Raw genomic sequence first — 15869 nt, 5'->3', positions numbered from 1 at the left:
CTTTTCTAAAGGGTAAAATCTGGGGATAAAGGCGAACGCTTCGCTTCTTCTGGTTATTTCTGTCCTCTCCGTTAACGTGTGAATAAAGAGCTGGACATATATAGCTCGAAATATTTCAAAAAGGTTTACCGCAGTAGCACGGTTTGTATTTGGTAAGGTTTAAAAGATAGTGTAATCTGGCCATTGGTATGGGCCAGTGGTTGGACCGGTTCTTCGAGCGCGTTGGAGTGATAGGCTTGCTCAAAGGCATGTGGCCATTGCAATGTGATGTTTTCGCGTTTGCCTGATGATTCATAGAAACGAAGGACTGTTCCGTGCCCATCCTCTGCCATTTTGACCGTATCGAGAATGACGTGATTACTATTAAAGTTAATCCAGGAGCCTGTTGCTGGACTTACAGGTGCCTCAATTGCAGTTGTATCTGCAATTAGATCGACTCCAGTCCCTGTGCTTGGCTGTACCTGCTCTATCTGGTGCTCTTGTTGTATCTGACCCTTTTGTTGCACTTGGTTCACCTGCTGTACCGTCACCTCATGATTTAACTCGGCGGCCTGACGTACGGTGTGTGCGTTTCTCCAGTCTCCGTCGTGTGGATACAGGGAATAGGTGAATTCATGTTCTCCCAGATCGGCTGTGCGATCAGGCCATTTTGGAGCACGCAGCAAGGACAAACGAATAGTGCTTCCCTGCACGTCGTACCCGTATTTGCAATCATTGAGCAGACTCACGCCGTATCCATGTTCGGATACATCTGCAAAGCGATGTCCACAGACTTCATACTGGGCTTGTTCCCAGCTTGTGTTGCGATGTGTTGGGCGTTCCAGTGCGCCAAATGGAATCTCAAACGTAGCCTTGGAGGTCACCACATCAATCGGGAAACCAACTTTCAGAAGTTTGTGATTTTCGTTCCAGTTAACCTGTGTTTGGAAGTCAATTCGCCGTGAGTCATGATAAAAGACGATATCTTGTGTGATTTCCGATTGATGTAGCTTCCAGCGGAAGCGCAGGACATCTTTCGTTGAACCCGCAAGCACCAGCTTTTTCTCCAACAGTTCCACTTCGCCAGCAATCTGTTCCTCATAACGACTGTCGATATCCCATGCATCCCAGAGCGTTGGACGATCGTGGAAGAAGTGAAGTTGATTGCCTCGTTCACCCGGCTTCAGCATCTCACGCTCTGCGGTTTTATCCCACAGACGGGTGATCTCCCCACGTTCGTTGAACTGCACATGATAAAAGGCAGTATCCCATGTATCATTAAAGGTTGTTTGTGCGGCAAGGTTCTTCATTTCCCGTACATTCGTTTCCCTTGTATTTTCCGGTACCAGCCAAATCGTTTTATATCCAAACGCCGGAATGTCTGTCACGAAAATAGACATGTTGCCATCCTCCCGATCCATCCGCAAGCGCTGGCCTTTTTCATCGATGCCGTAGCGATCCAAGCCATCCTGAACAGGAAGTTGAACGACTGCACTCCGTTTCCAGCCCAGGCTGTTGAATACAACATAGGCTACTGAACCTTCCGGTCCATCTGTGTTGATACCCGTTGTCAATGCAGCAATGCCTTGATCCAGTCCGGTTCTGCCCAATTCAAATACCTGTACATATTCCTCATTCGAAGTGACGTAGGACTCCGTAATTGCCGAGCCCGGTATAATATCGTGGAATTGATTCAGCAAAATTAATTTCCAGCCTTCATGCAGTGCTAAACGCACTTCAGCTTCTGCATCTGCCTCCATATCTGGCAGAGCGAGTGTATTCCACAGCTCAGCTTCTCGATACAGAACCTCCGCTTTCCGGTTGTTGCGCTTATTGCGCGCATGGGTCGTGTAGGTTCCCCGATGTAACTCCAGATACAGATCGCCATGCCACTTCGGAAGTACAGGTTGCTCCTTTTCAATTCCGGCAAAGAAAGCTCCAGCTGTGCTATATCGGCTCGCAGGCTGTCCAACCATCAGGTCTGCGCGATCCACATACTCCAGCATCTCGCGTGTTACGCCACCGCCGCCATCTCCGTGTCCGTATAGAAGCATGTGCTCCGGATGTGCTGCTTTCTCACGGTAGGACTGCCAGTGATCATGAATGTCCTTCGGCAGTGTGTGTTCGTTAACCCCATGATTGAGGTAGGACAGGATCGGTGTGCCGTCAATACCCACCCAATGGAAGAGATCGTATGGAAACACATTTGTGTCATTCCATCCGAGCTTTGTTGTCATGAAATATTCCACATTGCCATGCTTCAAAATCTGTGGCAGGGAGGCACAATACCCAAACGTATCCGGCAACCATTCAATCTGTGATGTCTTGCCAAACTCCTCCATATAGAAACGCTGACCATATAACATCTGGCGAATCAGGGACTCCCCGCTTGGGATGTTCAGATCCGGCTCAACCCACATGCCGCCAACCAGTTCCCAGCGGCCTTCTACAATCCGCTGCTTCACCCGTGCGTACAGCTCGGGATCATGCTCCTTCAGAAACGCATATAGTAAGGGTTGGCTCTGGGAATAAACATAGTCCGGATATTCATTCATGAGTGCATCCACGGTGGAGAAAGTACGACTCGTTTTGCGTACCGTCTCACGTACAGGCCACAGCCAGGCAATATCAATATGGGACTGTCCCACCATATGCTCCAGACCTTCCGCGTTTCCGCCAATCTCACGCACATGATGCTTCAGATTATTCTCAATCTGACGAATACCCTCTCCCTGCTCAATCTCTTCTGCTGACATGCCTACAAATTGATCCATCGCACGATACACCAGTTCTAACAGGCGAACCCGCCGAAAGTCACTTTCCGGTAGCAACACAGCCGAATCACGGACAATAATGACGGTATACATCAAACTACGAACCGCTTCATTGGGTCTCACCAGCAAGCTCGTAATTGATGTGATTGGCGGCTGAATAACCGCCTGTTGATTCAACGGGTCTACAGGTTCAGGTACCGGATCAAACATCTCGATCTCCAGTTCTGGAGCGTTTCCGACTTTGGATGGATCAAGCGTGACGTAGGTATGATTGCGGTCAAGGCCCTGATAAGAGTTCCCATTTACCCGAAGCAAGCCTTCTCCGCCTGTCTCAAATACAAGCCCATAAGGTGTTTGCTGCCATGTAGCAGGAATCTCCAAACGTGTTCTGAAAAAATAAGTCGTTCCCTGTTTGCTCGGAAAACGCTCAAAATCTTGCCCTTCGGGGTACTCACCCTGATCCTCATACTGTCCTGGCACATTATAATAAGCGCGGGTAATGTCCCAGTTGCGTAGCTGTAATTGCTCCAGCCACTGATGTTCGGACAACTCGCGAATAAATCGTCTGATACGTTCCAACGTCTTACGCCTCCCTTACGGTCAGTTCCGCTATTTGCGTATCGTTTACGCTGCTGCCGATATGAATATGGAATTGTCCCGGTTCAACGACAGGCTTCAAATCACGACCAATATACTGCAGCTGCTCGGCCCCGATGTGGAATTCCACGGTCTGTGTCTCTCCCGGCTCCAGGTTCACTTTTGCAAACCCCTTCAGTTCCTTGGCCGGACGAGTTAGTGAGCTGACCACGTCAGAGATGTACATCTGTACAACTTCTGCACCTGCATAACGGCCGGTGTTGGTCACGTTCACCGATACCGTAACTGAATCATCAGTTGTCATAGATGCAGCACTCAGCTGCGGTTCACTGTACTCATATGTGGTATAACTCAGTCCGTATCCAAATGCATAACGTGGCTCCAGATCCTCTTCGAGGTAACGTTTGCCTCGGGAACGTTTGCCGTTATAATAGATCGGTAATTGGCCGACATGCTTCGGAATGGAGATCGTCAATTTGCCTGACGGATTCACATCACCGAATAAAATATCTGCAATGGCACGACCGCCCTCTTGACCCGGATACCACGCCTCCAGAATTGCATCGGCATGTTCATCCACCCAAGGTTCAGTGATGGGACGACCATTAATGTAAACAACGACAAGCTTCTTGCCGAGCTTGTGAATCTCCTGAATAAGTTCCAACTGTACTCCGGCAAGACCCAACGTCATCCGGTCGATCCCTTCGCCACACTCCATATCATTCCATGAGTTATCCGACACATTGGAAGCCCCCGTCTTCAGATCAATTGTTCCTTCTCCAAAGTCACGTGCACTGGAGCCGCCAACCACCATAATGACCGTATCCGCTTGACTGGCAACTTCGATCGCACGCTCGAATCCTTCTTTCGAATCACCTTTGATCCGGCAGCCTGGTGCATAAAGAACCTGATCTGTACTGCTGTCACCAGTCAAAGCACCAACAGAACTCTTCTCCGTTTGCCCATCCACATGATTAGCCAGCTTAATGCGAATCCCATCCAGTACCGTCGCCACTTTCGACTTCGGTTGCGGAGATGTGTAATCGCCCAGTTGATTGTAGGCCTGATCCGCATTTGGGCCGATCACGGCAATCCGGCCCACATTTGCTAACGAGAGAGGTAACGTGTCAGCCTCATTTTTGAGAAGTACAACCCCTTCCGCAGCCAACTGGCGTGCCAGTTGAATATGCGCTTCACTTCCAATTACTTCTGCTGCCCGATCGGCATCCACATAAGGCTGTTCGAATAAGCCCAGTCTGAACTTCAACGCCAGCACGCGAGAGGTAGCCTGATCCAGAACCTGCATATCAAGCTTGCCTTCTGCCACCGCCTGCACCAGATATTGCCCAAACATCTCACCGGACATTTCCATATCGATGCCTGCCTCAATCGCCTGTACGGAAGCTTCCATTCCATCTGCCGCCACATCATGCCCACTTGCCAGCATGTTGATCGCACCACAATCCGTAATGACCAGACCGTCAAAGCCCCAATCCTTACGCAAAACATCTTCCAGCAATTCCGTATTCACGGTGCAAGGCGTGCCATCAATTTCGTTATATGCTGGCATGATCGACGCAGCGCCCGCTTCCACCGCTTTGCGGAATGGATAGAGATCCACTTCCAGCAGCTCGCGCCAGCCCATATGTACAGGCCCTGCATTACGTCCGCCTTCTGAGCTGCCATAACCAACAAAATGTTTCAGCGTTGCCGCTACTGTATCTCCACGGTCAAGACTTTCACCCTGAAGCCCTTCTACGGAAGCAACTGCCAGCTCTCCAATGAGAAACGGATCTTCACCGAAACATTCCTCCGTACGTCCCCAGCGCGGATCACGCACAACATCCAGTACCGGAGAATAGGTGACCGCACCACCTTGAGCACGTGTCTCCCGTGCTACTGCCCGGCACATCTCCCGATACAGATCCACATTCCAGGTGCTCCCCAGTAAAAGAGGGACAGGATAGACCGTTCCGTCAATAGCCATATGACCATGCGAGCACTCTTCCCCGATCAGAATGGGAATCCCCAGTCTGGAATGTTCTATTGCATAACGTTGAATCAGATTGACCGCCTCAGCGCCTTCTCTGGCGGATAGTCCATTTTCCAGCGTAACGCCCGTCCACGGATCTGCGCGAAGTGCACCATAGAGGGAGCCGACGCCCCCATTTTCCACTTGCTGTTTAAAGGATTCGTTTAACGTGATGTTCCCTTGATCATTCGTATATGTCTGCCAGCCAAATGGCTGCGTAAGTTGACCTACCTTTTCTTCCGTAGTCATCAGGCTAAGCAGGTGTTGTACCCGTTCCTCTAAGGATTTGCTTTGGTCCTTATAAGTCATCAATCTGCATCTCTCCAATCCTATAACGTGATCCGGTTATTCTTTGACCGCGCCCACCGTCAGACCCTGTACGAAATAACGCTGGAAGAACGGATAGGCGAATATAATCGGCAACGTAGCAAGCACAACCATCGCCATTCGGGACGTATCCTGCGGAATGGACTGCATGGCTGCCAGACTCATCGAACTGTTAGCAGAGTTCTGCTGGATAAACTGGATGCTCGACTCAATCCGCATCAGCATGGATTGCAGCGGTACCAGATTCGGATTATCGATATATAACAGCGCATTGAACCAATCATTCCAGTAACCGAGTGTACTGAACAACCCGATGGTTGCCAGTCCCGGCAAGGAAAGTGGAACCACGATTTTCATAAAGGTATAGAACTCACCGGCGCCATCAATCTTCGCCGATTCAATGACTGCATCCGGTACACTGGTGGAGTAGAATGTACGCAGGATCATAATATAGAAGGCGTTCATCGCCAGCGGCAGAATCAGTGCCCATAACGTATCTTTCATTCCAAGCAGCTGGGATACGACCATATAGGTTGGAATCATCCCGCCGTTGAACAGCATGGTAAGAATTGCAAAGATGGAGAAAAATCTCCGATATCTGAAGCTCTTGCGGGAAACCGCATACGCATACAGCGACATGAGAATCAGACTGATGATGGTACCAAGTACCGTCACCAAGATGGTAACTCCATACGCCCGCAGCAGCGTGTCCCCACTCTGCCAGACAAACTGATATGCCGCGAGACTCCATTCTGCCGGAATCAGACGATACCCATCACGGGCCAGTGCTTTCTCGTCTGTAAACGAGATGATGACTACAAATATAAAAGGAAATACACAGATCAGAGCGAATAGACCTGCGATGATGTTCATGATCACGTTCCAGCCGTTGGATACGTGGTGGAAGTCGCGTTTTTTAACAAGCCCTGCTTGAGCCATAGTGGTTCACTCCTTTCCCTGTCCTAGAATAGGCTGCTGTCTTTATCTACTTTGCGAACAACATAGTTGGAGATAATAACAAGCACAAAGCCCACCACGGATTGATACAATCCCGCTGCTGTACTCATGCCGATCTCACCACTAGTTTTCAAACCTCGATATACATACGTATCAATAACATTGGTCACGGAATAAAGCGTACCCGAATCCCTTGGCACCTGATAAAAGAGTCCAAAGTCGGCATAGAAAATGCGGCCTACGGCCAGCAAGGTCATAATCGTGATGATGGGCGACAGCAACGGAATCGTAATATTGCGAATCTGCTGCCATTTGCTTGCTCCATCAATCATGGCTGCTTCATACAGTGATTTATCAATCCCCAGTATGGAAGCCAGATAGACAACGCTGCTATAACCTATGGTTTTCCATAGCGCTACGAATACCAGAATATACGGCCAATATTTCGCCTCGGAGTACCATTGAATTGGTTCCATCCCAAACCAGCCGATAATCTGATTCAACATCCCGCGATCCATGCTCAAGAAGCTGAATGCGAAGTAACCAACGATAACCCAGGATAGAAAATACGGCAGAAACATACCGGTTTGATACAGTTTGGCGAGTCGTTTATTCACTAGTTCCGAGAGCAGGATTGCCAATGCCACAGCAAATACCAGTCCCAGGAAGATAATGGCGATGTTATAAAAGAGGGTGTTGCGTGTAATGAGCCATGCGTCACTTGTGCTGAACAGGAATTTGAAATTGTCCCAGCCAACCCATTCACTCTTCATCAGACTTGCCCAGAACCCTTCACGGCTGAATCGGTATTCTTTGAAAGCAGCCACTGTGCCCACAAGTGGTAAGTAGGAGAAGAAGAAGAACCAGATGGCGCCTGGTAGCACCATGAGCAACATGACTCGGTTTCTAATCAGGTTTTTCAAAAATGTAGTCATTGTGGAGATCCTCCTTCAGGCTTGAATGAAAAAGGACCGGACGCGATAAGCAGCCGCCCGATCCTTACGATGTACTGTTACTTGTTTTCCGCTCTCCAGGCATCCAGCTGGCTTTGGGCTTCAGCCATTACTTTCTCCAGTCCGGCTTGATTGAACTTCTCAATCACTTGATCCAGATTGGCTGCCGGGTCCAGTGTACCTGTCATCAGTGCTGCCCAATATTGCTCTTTCACGTTCTGTACCGCCGTCAGTTCGGACGATACATTGCTTGCATCAAAGTTAAAGCTGAGGATCGGGGAATTGACACCTTCAGCGTTAAACTTCTTGAACTCATCCCATTTGTTATCCGGGTCATTGCTGTTCAGATAGAGCAGCATGTTGTTCCCAAGGGAGTATGAAGGCATATCGTAGTTTTTCGATTCAGGCAGATTTTCCATATGTGTGTCATCCACTTTTTTGTAGTGTGTGCCCTCAATACCGGAGTCCACCATATTACGCAGCACAGGATCTGTATTGAGCAGGTTCAGGAATTCCATCGCTTTCTCCGGATATTCCGAGTTGGCCGAGATGGCCATGATGGAACCTTGTACAGATGTATTCGTTATAATTGCTTCACTTGCAGGTGTTGAAACGACTTGATAACCGTAACTTGCAGACCATTGATTGTCCGCGAGTGGCTGAGTCTGTGCACGATCCAGGAACCAGTTGCCCGATGTTGTCAGGTCGTTCGTGGAACCTGTTGTTGCCGCTTCTGCCGATACATAACCAGCCTTGTAGTATTTGTGCATCGTGGTAAGTGCTTCTTTCATTTCAGGTGTTTCCAGTATGTTTACAAGCTTATAGTCTGTTGTATCCAGCTTGATTGCCATTGGCAGATTCTGAATGACATAGTCATAAGGCACGTAAGGAACATAGTTTTTATCCATGGCAAATGGTGTTACACTCGCCTCGTTTTCCTTAATTGTTTTGAGCAGAGGCTCCAGACTTTCTAACGTACGAACGCCAGAGATGTCCAGCTTGTATTTATCAACCAGCATTTGGTTAAAGCGCCATACCTCTTGTTGTGGCAGCTCTTTGTTGGCTGGAATTCCGTAATTGTGTCCATCTACTTTGGAACCGCTGAGGAACGCAGGATCAATGGTCTTGGTAAGATCCTGACCGTATTCAGCAAGCAGGTCATCCAGTTCAAGGAATGCACCTTTTCTGGCATTTTGTACATAATCGAATCCACCAGAAGAAGTGAACAGAATGTCCATTGGCTCACCGGATGCTACGTTAACCTGCATCTTCTGCGGGTAGTCACCCCAGTCAACCATCTTCATCGTTACCGTGGCATTAATTTTCTCTTTGGTATACTTGCTCACTTCTTCCATCACTTTATTGACGTCTTTCTGAGGGGTACCAATGGTATACCAGATCAACTCTACCGCGTCATCTCCAGCTCCCCCGGATTCTGAAGCATCTTTGCTTCCTCCACAGGCACTAAGAACAAGTGTAACGGCCATTAACAATGCAAGAACGAGTGAGAAGCGTTTTCTTTGTTTACTCATTTCTTTGATCCTCCCTTTTCGTGTTCCCTTAGGCTCTACTTACTAACTGCTTTAACCTTATCGAATGAAAGCATTTACAAAAAGAAGATAAACTTAAGTTTTCGAGGTACAAATTAAAGAGAAATCTTCCTTGGGCATCTATTTTGTACCTATTTAAATAAATCGCTTACATGAAAGAGACATGCCGGGTAACGTATGCCATGATTTTCTACCATGCCATTCCTGTTCCCGATATGTCTCTTGGCTCTCTGTCCGCATGGTTGGATCTACCCGTCACCGAATTAACCAAACACCTTGAAATCAGTCGGTGAAATCCCTACATATTTGCGGAACTGTTTATAGAAATACCCCGTCTCCCAATACCCTACATTTCGGGCGATCTCATGTACCTTCAGATTGGAATTGCGTAGTTGCTCCTTCGCACGTTCAATCCGGTATTTGTTGATATATTCGGCAAACGTCTCCCCGGTCTCCTTATGGAACAATTGTCCCAAATACACCGGATGCAGATGATAGTGGGCACCCAATAGCTTCAAGGAGAGCTCTTCTGCGTAGTGTTTGTCGATATGCTGAAGCACTTGGTTTACAATTGGATTTTTCAGATCCTGCAATAGGGATTGGATCGTCTGCGACCCAACCTGCTGAAGCGCCCGCACGAGTTCATCAAAAGTACCACTGTCCAGTACAAGTTGAAGCCCTTGTTGGTATATGGCAGACTCATCCGAGTGTTTGATGCTCTCCAGTTCCATCTTGAAGCGAATCACAACTTCCAGTGCGGTATTCTGTAACTCCCCAGGTGTAAGCCCATCGCGATGCTGTTCAAAATCCATGCGAATCCGGTCGGCAAGTTGTTCTGTATTGCGGGATAGAATGAGTTTGGCATACTCCCTCCATTCAATGAAAAAGGTCGCCGTTGAATTTCCGCACCTTTCCAGCATGGCATGATCGATGACTTTAAGGTCGGGATAAATCATCACATACTGGAGTGCTTTTTTGGCCTCGGCATAACTGGTCGGCGCATGGTATAACCCTTTCATCAATCTGCCTGCTCCAATGCGTGCCGCCGGATGGGTTACGGTTATCTCATCAGATATTGCCTGCAGACCATCCATCAACTTCTGTTCCTCGTCACTCGTACCCTGAATGTTAGCAATAATGACGATGTCTCCATCGATATCATGAAATACGTTCAGATGGCGTCTGTCTCTCAGCATCTCTTCTACACGTTCAAACATGCCGGGTACTTGCCCTTTGTCACGCAGAATGGCCACAGCAACGTCCGGTGCATCCAGCGAAAGGTTCATGAACTGGGCACGTTCTTCAAATTCAGTAGCTGCAATCTGTCCCGTAAGCCATCGATGAAGAATGTTATCTTTCAGAATCTGGATGCCATACGCATCATCGGCTTGAGGTGATACCGTATGATCTAGCTTGGACGCCGTGTTGCTCAGCGTGGATTCCAGTTCCTCTACATTAATCGGTTTGAGCAGATAGTTTTCGATCCCCAATTGCATGCCTTCCTTCAGATATTCGAACTCATTGAAACCACTGAGGATAATGACCTTAAGCTCAGGTTGCACTCGCCTTGCTTCCCGAATCAGATCGAGACCATTCATGAGTGGCATGGATATATCCGTAATCAGAATGTCCACAGGCTGAGAAGAGAGCGCCTGTAACGCTGCTTGCCCATTACCTGCATGGCTCACAATTTCCATACCAAATGAAGACCAATCCACAATATCGTATAAACCTTCAATGATGAATGGCTCATCGTCCACAATAAACACCTTGTACATATTACACACCTGTCCCTTCTGAATGTGGATAACGCACCCTGATTCGTGTTCCTTCTCCGAGGGTGCTCTCTATGGTGATACCGAACTCTGGCCCATACAGGAAGCGCAATCGACTATGGACACTGCGCAGCCCAAACATCTGACCAGACTCTTCAGGACGTTCCAGTTCTTCAAGGATTTCCGTCAGGCGTGCCGGATCAATGCCTTTGCCATTATCTTTGACTTCCACTTGCACCACATCATCTGTCTCTTCCACAACAATCGATAATCGGTTATCCGAACGTTCTGTCTGAATGCCGTGTACGACATAATTCTCAATGATGGGTTGCAGCGAAAGTTTGACCACAGGGTGTTGATAATATGCAGCATCGATCTGGATCGTATATATGAAAATATCCTTGTAGCGGATTCGGAATAATTCCAGATACAAGCGGCAAGCTTCCATCTCATCCTTCAGCGTATAATTTTTCTTTTGCTGTACCAGGCTCTTGAACAATACGGATAAACTATAGATCATCTCGCCGACATCTCTCGCCCCCTGGGATATGGCCCTCATCCGAATCACTTCAAGCGTATTGTAGAGAAAATGAGGGTTGATACGCGCCTGTAATGCGACCAGCTCGGTCTCCTTCTGTTTGATCTCGGCTTTGTAGACCCGTTCAATGTACAGATTCAGCTCGTCCAACATATCGTTGAAGCTATGTGAGATCTGCCCCAGTTCATCATCACGCGGATCGTCGATGCGAGCCGTTAAGTTGCCATATTTCACTTTTTGGGTGAAGCGAATAATTCGACGGGTTCGTTTGGCAAAGTTAATAATGAAAAACGCCGGAACCAGCACGGCAAACAGAATACACACAATACTGATCGAGATAATGGTATTGCGAATGCCCGCATAGGTTTCAGCCATCTCTTCTACCGGAACGGTGCCAATGACCACATAACCCTGATCCGCGGAGACAAACTTGTTCACGTACATGTTCTGCTCCTTTTTCATTGAATCCATATCCGTCTGATCAAACAGGGAATCGGCCACATTCACGTAGGGGTACTTCTTCCCGTAATAATGATTGTTGGAGTCAAATAACACTGTCCCTTTCGCCGATAACACCACGATTTCTCCCTTGAGATTACTCTCGTAGTTATCCAGCGCGTTACCGATTCCCTCCGAGTCAAAGAAGACAAGAAATTGGCCCAGATTCCGAAGAGTCTGTGTATTGTTAATTGGTACACGGATGGAGTAGAGCGCAGGGTCCCATTGATTAATCTCTTTGCGTATCCAGTAATTGGGTGCACTGATATTGGGTGTTTCCATCGCCATCACGTCCGGAATATAGGAATGAGCTACATTCGCGTCCAGCTTGCGGAACTGCTTGTGTTGATTGAAGGTAGACAGATCCTGCTGCTCAGCGCTATATAACATGAGTTGATTAATCTGCGAATTGCGATCCATAATGTTCTGAAAATGTTTCAACACATCGGCCGAATAATCGTCCTGATTGGCGTAATATCCATTCGTCATGTGCTGAACATATTCAGCGTACGAATGATTCATCAGATAAGTAATGTTGGCGGACAGCGCCTCATTCTGATGCATATCCCTCACCATGTTTTGTACCGATTCATACTGCTGATGAATGTACCGATCCACATGTTCCATCGCCGCTTTCTGGATCGCCAGTTCCCGGCGAATCGTGGAGTCGGACACCGACAGGAAGATGATATAAGACAATGTAATAATCGTGACAATGGATATCATCGAGAAAATCAGGAGCATTTTCATAAACATATTATTTTTGAAGAAATTATTGTAAACGCTAACAATTTTCAATTCGCATGTTCCCTCCGATGCTGTTTTCCTGACTTGAATTATACCATCAGGCTTCTGACATTAACTTGTCACCTGCAACTTTTCTTTAGTTTATATCTGTGTTTCTTTAATTTCACCCTATTTAAAAACGCTTTCATCCACTATCGTTAACCATAAGTTTAGCTTTGTGTAAAAGAATACCTTACATTCATTCCACTTGAAGGAGGAACAGCATGACACGCAAACTCAAAGCAAAAGGCATCATACCCAAGGTAACCGCCATGGTCCTGACTACGGCTCTGCTTGGACAAGTTGTTGCATCATCCGTTTATGCCGGAGACACGCTCCCTTACACCGGTGAAAGTGCCAAAGGGGTGAATCAGCCCTATCAACATGGATACACCTCGGCCCAGATTCTGAACTGGACACCGGAAAGTGATATCCATGGCGATTTACTTCGTGCCCATGTTCCCTTGCAGCCCCGTAATGAAGCGTTCGCTGCCACACAGGCTTATCCTGAGCTTAGTCCGGACACCCAGTTATTCACAATGAGTGGCGATTACGGCAATGCATTCTTCGATAGCACACCTTATACCAATGAATTCAGCCAGTATCTATTTAATTATTGGCAATATACAGACTACTACAGCTATTGGCACGGCATGGCCTCTGCGGGAGTACCTGAGGAGCTGTACGATCCGAGTAAAGAGTGGACGGAGAAATACTTCGAGTTTGGCATTTTGAACATTCCGAATCCGGCCTACACCAATGCAGCCCACAAGAACGGCGTTAAGTCCATTGCTAACATCTTTTTCTCGGACAATGACCGTGGCCCACAAACCTATAAACAAATGCTGATCCAGGATGAAAACGGTAATTTTCCTGTGGCCGAGAAATTGGCCGAGATGGCAGAATACTACAACTATGATGGATATTTCTTCAATCAGGAAGAAGTTGCCCGGGGTGTAGCCCCTGAAGATATCGCATCCTACAAGAAATTCATGAAATATCTAAGAGATAAAGGCCTGTACGTTCAGTGGTATGATTCCACCATCAATACAACAGGCAAAATTCAATACCAGAACCAATTCAATGGGCTCAACAGCCCCTTTGTACAAGATTCCGTTCTCGGCAGAGTCTCGGATTCCATCTTCCTGAACTATGTGTGGAACCACAAGATGCTCCGCGACTCCCGTGATCATGCCCTTAGCCTGGGACTGGATCCACTGGAAACCGTATTTGCTGGTGTCGAAGGTGGACATGACAAATTCGGCCGCTGGAAGCAATCCTATGACCTGCGCCATAACCTGGATGAGAACGGTCAACCCATGAACAGCATCGCGACATTAGGTGCCGACTTCACCCACAACGCTCTGGATGAAGAGATGGGCGATGGCAGCACCAATCATCGTGCGGAAGATGATTACCAGTGGATGACCTTTGTACGTGATCGTGCCTGGTGGTCTGGTCCAAATCAAGACCCGACAGATGCACGTCGTAATGCGTCTGCCGATCTGTCGGATATGTATGCTTCCGGTGCAAATTGGGATGGAATCGCCGCTTATCTTACCGAGCGATCCGTCATCAACGGCTCCAATTTTGCGACCAACTTCAATACGGGCCACGGCCTGAAATATTATGAAGACGGTGCTGTCTCGAACGATAAAGAATGGTCCAATATCAACATTCAGGATATCCCTGTCACTTGGCAATGGTGGATGGATAGTGAAGGCGACAAGCTCAGTGTTGATTTTGACTATGGTCCCTCTTATGAGAAAGGCGCAAGGTACAACTATGACTCCATTGGCGCGTTTAATGGCGGCAGCTCTCTCGTGGTGAACGGCACACTGAACGCGGAGAACTTCCTGCGCCTGTACAAGACCGACCTGTCCGTCAACGGGCAATCGAAACTGGAACTGACGTATAACAAACCGTCGACTAGTGACGCTTCCTCCCTGCATGTTGGGTTGATCTTCGAAGATGATCCATCCAACGTGGTCAACGTAAATGTGCCTAATGTAGGCCAGCATACAGAAGGCTGGAAGACAACTTCGCTGGATTTGAGTGCCTATCAAGGCAAAACCATTGCCGCTATGGGATTATCTTTTGACCCGAATGGCAAAGCAATTGAGAATTACCAGATGAACATTGGCGAGATCCGCATTTCCGACGGTTCAGCGGCTGTACCGGATGCACCGACCGGATTCCATATTGCCAAAGCACTGACCAGCACCGATGAACTGGTTGTTGCATGGGACATGAAGGACTATTCAGAGGTCAAACAATACAATTTATATGAAAATGGCGCCTATGTAGGCGGCGTGTATGATTCCACTTTTTATATCAAATCACTAAAACAGCCATCTGGTGAACTGTCTATCCGTGCGGTTGGTGCAGATGGTACCGAAAGTGAAGCAACCGTCCTGCCTTACGATCTGAATGCAGCCGTTCAGGATATTGATGTGAAATTCAAAAAGAATGGCGATGCTATTGTAAGCTGGAAAAACCCGAAGAAAGCGAAAGATTCAGGCAAAGATAAAGATAAGAATACGGATAAGGACAAGGATAAAAATAAAGACAAAGGAAAAGGCAACGAGTCTATTCAACTCACACTAGAAACAGAATACACAAAAGAGCCTTTCACCAAGTCGCTTCAGGTCAAAAAAGGAAAACAATCTGCCGTCCTGACCGGACTTCCGACCAACGGTGAGCATTACGTGCTGAACATCGCCATTGGCGGGCAGAACCCGGTAACCCATACCGGACAGCTCGCAGATCTTCAGATTACACCATACGTCAAGGAAAAGGTCACGGTAAAAGATGGAAAGTACACATTGGCCCTCCCGGATCTGGAGGACTGGTACAAGATCTATGTATATGAAAATGGGGTGCCACGCGAGTTCGGAGTCACTTACGTATCGCAAAAATTCCCGTATATCATTCGGGGAAGAACAAAGCTGAGTGAACTGACCTTCACGCCAGCGTCCAGCAACAGCTCATTGAAGCTGGTCATTGAGGATTATGCAGGCAATCAGGCCGCTACGATTTTGAGATAATACTGCAAAGTATTTTTTTGTTCTCGTCTGCATAACAGTTGAGATAAAAACGTACA

At 47.6% G+C, this 15869-nt stretch carries 9 protein-coding genes; 2 read left to right on the top strand and 7 right to left on the bottom strand.

Annotation, left to right across the window (positions count from 1 at the left end):
- Window positions 1-125: 125 nt before the first annotated feature.
- The 5 genes from MKY28_RS01455 to MKY28_RS01435 all read right to left on the bottom strand — a co-directional run bounded on the left by MKY28_RS01455 (window position 126) and on the right by MKY28_RS01435 (window position 9151).
- Window positions 126-3332: an alpha-mannosidase gene (locus MKY28_RS01455; RefSeq protein ID WP_340934519.1), complete on the bottom strand. Its 3207-nt coding sequence runs from the start codon at window positions 3330-3332 to the stop codon at window positions 126-128.
- A 4-nt stretch (window positions 3333-3336) separates the two neighbouring features.
- On the bottom strand, window positions 3337-5691 hold the full coding sequence (locus MKY28_RS01450) for a glycoside hydrolase family 3 N-terminal domain-containing protein (RefSeq protein ID WP_340934517.1): 2355 nt from the start codon (window positions 5689-5691) through the stop codon (window positions 3337-3339).
- A gap of 36 nt (window positions 5692-5727) precedes the next feature.
- Window positions 5728-6648 (bottom strand): carbohydrate ABC transporter permease, encoded by a 921-nt coding sequence (locus MKY28_RS01445; protein ID WP_340018455.1) that lies wholly within the window; start codon window positions 6646-6648, stop codon window positions 5728-5730.
- A gap of 23 nt (window positions 6649-6671) precedes the next feature.
- Window positions 6672-7601: an ABC transporter permease gene (locus tag MKY28_RS01440; RefSeq protein ID WP_036605780.1), complete on the bottom strand. Its 930-nt coding sequence runs from the start codon at window positions 7599-7601 to the stop codon at window positions 6672-6674.
- Window positions 7602-7678: 77 nt separating this feature from the next.
- Window positions 7679-9151, bottom strand: coding sequence for an ABC transporter substrate-binding protein (locus tag MKY28_RS01435; protein ID WP_340934515.1), 1473 nt, complete (start codon window positions 9149-9151; stop codon window positions 7679-7681).
- Between the two features lie 170 nt (window positions 9152-9321).
- On the opposite strand from MKY28_RS01435, the gene MKY28_RS01430 reads away from it, so the two are divergent.
- The gene (locus tag MKY28_RS01430) at window positions 9322-9462 is read left to right on the top strand and encodes a hypothetical protein (protein ID WP_340934514.1); all 141 of its coding nucleotides are present in this window, start codon (window positions 9322-9324) and stop codon (window positions 9460-9462) included.
- Here the strand turns inward: MKY28_RS01430 and MKY28_RS01425 are convergent.
- The gene (locus MKY28_RS01425; RefSeq protein ID WP_340018456.1) at window positions 9433-10947 is read right to left on the bottom strand and encodes a response regulator transcription factor; all 1515 of its coding nucleotides are present in this window, start codon (window positions 10945-10947) and stop codon (window positions 9433-9435) included. The two genes, MKY28_RS01430 and MKY28_RS01425, sit on opposite strands and share 30 nt — an antisense overlap.
- 1 nt (window position 10948) lies before the next feature.
- A complete protein-coding gene (locus MKY28_RS01420; RefSeq protein ID WP_445255452.1) occupies window positions 10949-12778 on the bottom strand; it encodes a sensor histidine kinase in 1830 nt (609 codons plus the stop codon).
- A 212-nt stretch (window positions 12779-12990) separates the two neighbouring features.
- On the opposite strand from MKY28_RS01420, the gene MKY28_RS01415 reads away from it, so the two are divergent.
- The gene (locus MKY28_RS01415; RefSeq protein WP_340018457.1) at window positions 12991-15813 is read left to right on the top strand and encodes an endo-beta-N-acetylglucosaminidase; all 2823 of its coding nucleotides are present in this window, start codon (window positions 12991-12993) and stop codon (window positions 15811-15813) included.
- Window positions 15814-15869: the final 56 nt, after the last annotated feature.

The sequence above is a fragment of the Paenibacillus sp. FSL R5-0473 genome (genome assembly GCF_038004565.1).
GTDB classification, from domain to species: Bacteria; Bacillota; Bacilli; order Paenibacillales; family Paenibacillaceae; genus Paenibacillus; species Paenibacillus amylolyticus.
The sequence above is the reverse complement of the archived record's forward strand: the minus strand, read 5'-3'. Positions and strand labels throughout refer to the sequence as shown.